The 3,023-nt window shown below is 51.2% G+C and carries 4 protein-coding genes and 1 other RNA gene; 3 read left to right on the top strand and 2 right to left on the bottom strand.

Translation table 11 applies throughout. The annotated features are described in order from the left end of the window. Positions 1-981: aspartate--tRNA ligase (gene aspS, locus NTZ04_04700; protein ID MCX5991613.1), on the bottom strand; the 981-nt coding region annotated here is incomplete at its 3' end. 149 nt (positions 982-1,130) lie between these two features. On the opposite strand from aspS, the gene NTZ04_04695 reads away from it, so the two are divergent. The 3 genes from NTZ04_04695 (at position 1,131) to rnpB (ending at position 2,732) form a co-directional block, all read left to right on the top strand. After that, on the top strand, positions 1,131-1,829 hold the full coding sequence (locus NTZ04_04695; GenBank protein ID MCX5991612.1) for a hypothetical protein: 699 nt from the start codon (positions 1,131-1,133) through the stop codon (positions 1,827-1,829). A 73-nt stretch (positions 1,830-1,902) separates the two neighbouring features. Further along, positions 1,903-2,325, top strand: a complete 423-nt coding sequence (locus NTZ04_04690) for a ribonuclease HI family protein (GenBank protein MCX5991611.1) — start codon at positions 1,903-1,905, stop codon at positions 2,323-2,325. A gap of 33 nt (positions 2,326-2,358) precedes the next feature. After that, positions 2,359-2,732, top strand: an RNA gene (gene rnpB, locus NTZ04_04685) — RNase P RNA component class A. Between the two features lie 42 nt (positions 2,733-2,774). On the opposite strand, the gene NTZ04_04680 is transcribed toward rnpB, so the two are convergent. After that, positions 2,775-3,023, bottom strand: a 249-nt coding sequence (locus tag NTZ04_04680; GenBank protein MCX5991610.1) for an IS630 family transposase, incomplete at its 5' end; no start/stop codon positions are given.

The raw sequence follows: 3,023 nt of genomic DNA, 5'->3' as shown, positions 1-3,023 counted from the left end.
GCAGATACCCTTCACTTTTCCTCCACCTTTCACTGCGCTGCGAAAAACACCAAACTCAGACCCCAACAAAATGTCAGTCAAATCCCTGAGCTCCAAACCGAACCGGATATCAGGCTTGTCAGTCCCATAGCGCGCCATTACATCACTATAAGCTAGCCGGGGGAAAGGCTTGATCAGCCTCATTAAAGGCTTGACTGTCCCCACCAGATGGGTCAACATCTCCTCCATCAGATTAAGGATGTCTTCTTCTTCCACAAAGCTCATCTCCACGTCCAGCTGAGTGAACTCTGGTTGGCGGTCGGCACGCAAGTCCTCATCACGAAAGCATCTTGCTATCTGATAATACTTCTCAAAGCCAGCCACCATCAGTAACTGCTTCATTTGCTGAGGCGATTGAGGAAGAGCATAGAACTTACCAGCATGAAGACGGCTTGGCACCAGGAAATCTCTTGCCCCTTCGGGGGTACTTTTGATCAAGATGGGGGTCTCAATCTCCAAGAAACCCCTGCTATTCAGGAAATCGCGCAAGCACTGTACTACCTGGTGACGCAGAATAATATTCTCTTTCATGTGCTGTCGGCGTAAGTCCAGATAGCGGTATTTCAAACGAAGACCCTCCTCCACTTCTGTCTCCTCGTTGATATAGAACGGAGGGTTCTTTGAAGTATTAAGAACAGTGCAGGTTCTACCGATTAACTCAATTTGCCCTGTAGATAGCCTGAGGTTCTCAGTGCCAGCAGGACGGCGGCCAATCTCACCCGAAACCTGGATAACGTACTCGCTCCGCAGGCTATCAGCCACCTTATGCCCCGCAGCAGACACCTTCGGGTCAAATACGACTTGAACAAGGCCATCTCTATCCCTGAGGTCAATAAATATCAAGCCCCCGTGGTCTCTGCGCCGATGCACCCAACCCGCAAGCGTAACTGTCTGGCCAATATGATCTATGGTCAGATCACCGGAATTATGGGTCTTAAGCAAGATTTTCCTCTTTGCTCACGAAAGGATTATAATAGAAAGCATGAAGGTTTTACAACCGAGGTTGTGATCCCATCTCACCAACTTATGAATTACCCTGATAAGAAAGCAACCGTCTGCAGACACAACTCAATACCTATGAGAGGGACTGAGTGAACCTGGGGAAACGACTCTATGAACTGCAGCAGCTTGACCTAGACCTGCAAAAGAAAACCGACACCCTGGCGCAAGTGGAAAGACAGCTCAGTCATAATAAGGCGCTGGCAGACGCAAAATCCGAACTGGAAGAGAGCCAGAAACGCCTGCCTGAACTAAAAGACAAACAGAAAACCGTGGAATGGGCAGTTGAAGACCTCCAATCAAAGCTCAGCCCTCTGCAGAAGAAACTCTATGCCGGTTCAGTCAAGAATCCAAAGGAACTGGGCAGCCTGCAGCAGCAGGTGACTCAATTGAAGAGCCAGGTAACAGGCGAGGAAGACAAGGTCCTGGAGATAATGGGCCAGGCTGACATACTGCAAAAAGAGATCGCTGCTAAATCCACTCATGTCAGTAAGTTGGAGGGAGAGTGGCAGCAAACGCAGAAGCAACTACTCTCGGAACAAACAGAACTGCAAGCGGCTATCGACACAGCCAGGAAACGGAGAGGTGAACTTACCAGTACAATTGAGCCCGCTCATCTTCAACTCTATGAAACCGTGCGATCCAGAAAGCAAGGACACGCAGTGGCCAAGATAGAACAGGGCAGATGCCAGGGATGCAGGATCAACGTCCCCATGAGTGAGATGACTCAAGCCAGAGCAGGGGATATTGTACAATGCGGCAGCTGCGGTCGTGTCCTATGCGTGGGTTAGATAGCCCGATCAATCCAAATATTGACTCCACTTAACCAGCGAAGCCGAACCTATCCCGGCAATTTCACAAGCAATGGACAAAGCAGTAAACCGTCTCACTATCCACGTAGACGGGGCCTCTCGAGGCAATCCTGGCCCTGCAGCCATAGGTGTTGTCATAAAAGATGACAGGGGCACAACCGAACTCCAAATCTCGTGTTATATTGGAGAAGCCACCAACAACCAGGCAGAGTACAAGGCACTGATCATGGGGTTACAGGAAGCCTCGAAGTTAAAGGCCGATCATATAGACATCAAGACAGATTCAAACCTGATGGTAGAACAGGTCCGGGGACGCTATAAGGTACGAAATGCCGGCCTGAGGCCGCTGTTTGAGGAAGTAAACCGGCTACTGGCAATATACAAGACCCACAGCATAACCCACATTCCGCGCCACCTGAACAAGGCTGCAGATGCTCTTGCAAATGAGGCCCTCGACAAGCTTCGCACCCATTGAACCAGCCCCCAAAAGTGGTAAACTGAAGACAGCCAAGTAGGCTGGGTGACCGCCGTTCCAGAGAACACCAATCTCTGAAAGGGAGGAAAGTCCGGGCTCCATCGGGCAGGGTGCTGGGTAACACCCAGGAGGGGTGATCCTACGGAAAGCGCCACAGAAACATACCGCCCCAGCAACTTTCCTGGGGTAAGGGTGAAATGGTGAGGTAAGAGCTCACCGGCAACTGAGTGATCAGTTGGCTGGGCAAACCCCACCCGGAGCAAGACCGAATAGGAGGACCCTTAGGACGCCCGACCAATGTCCTCGGGTTGGTTGCTTGACCCTGGAGGCAACTCCAGGGCTAGACAGATGGTCACCGGTCCAGCTATGCTGGATCACAGAACCCGGCTTACAGGTCTACTTGGTGCACTGGGGGCATAGTTGATATGCCCCCAGTGCTATTTTACACCCTAGTCTAGTGTTTCATAAACTGCTTTACAACGAGCGAGCTTGTCAAGAATGGCTTTGGCGGAGGCTTTCCACACCAACGGTTTAGGGTTGGCATTGGATATTGCCAGGTACTCCTTAATGGCATGGATCAACTCTGGCACACTTCCGAAGCTTCCACGCCGCAGACGCTTTTCCGTCAACTCCCCCAACCAACGCTCAACAAGGTTCAGCCACGACGAGCTCGTGGGCGTGAAGTGCATCATGAACCG

The sequence above is a fragment of the Chloroflexota bacterium genome (assembly GCA_026389585.1).
Lineage (GTDB): Bacteria > Chloroflexota > Dehalococcoidia > UBA2247 > RBG-13-53-26 > JAPLHP01.
The sequence above is the reverse complement of the archived record's forward strand: the minus strand, read 5'-3'. Positions and strand labels throughout refer to the sequence as shown.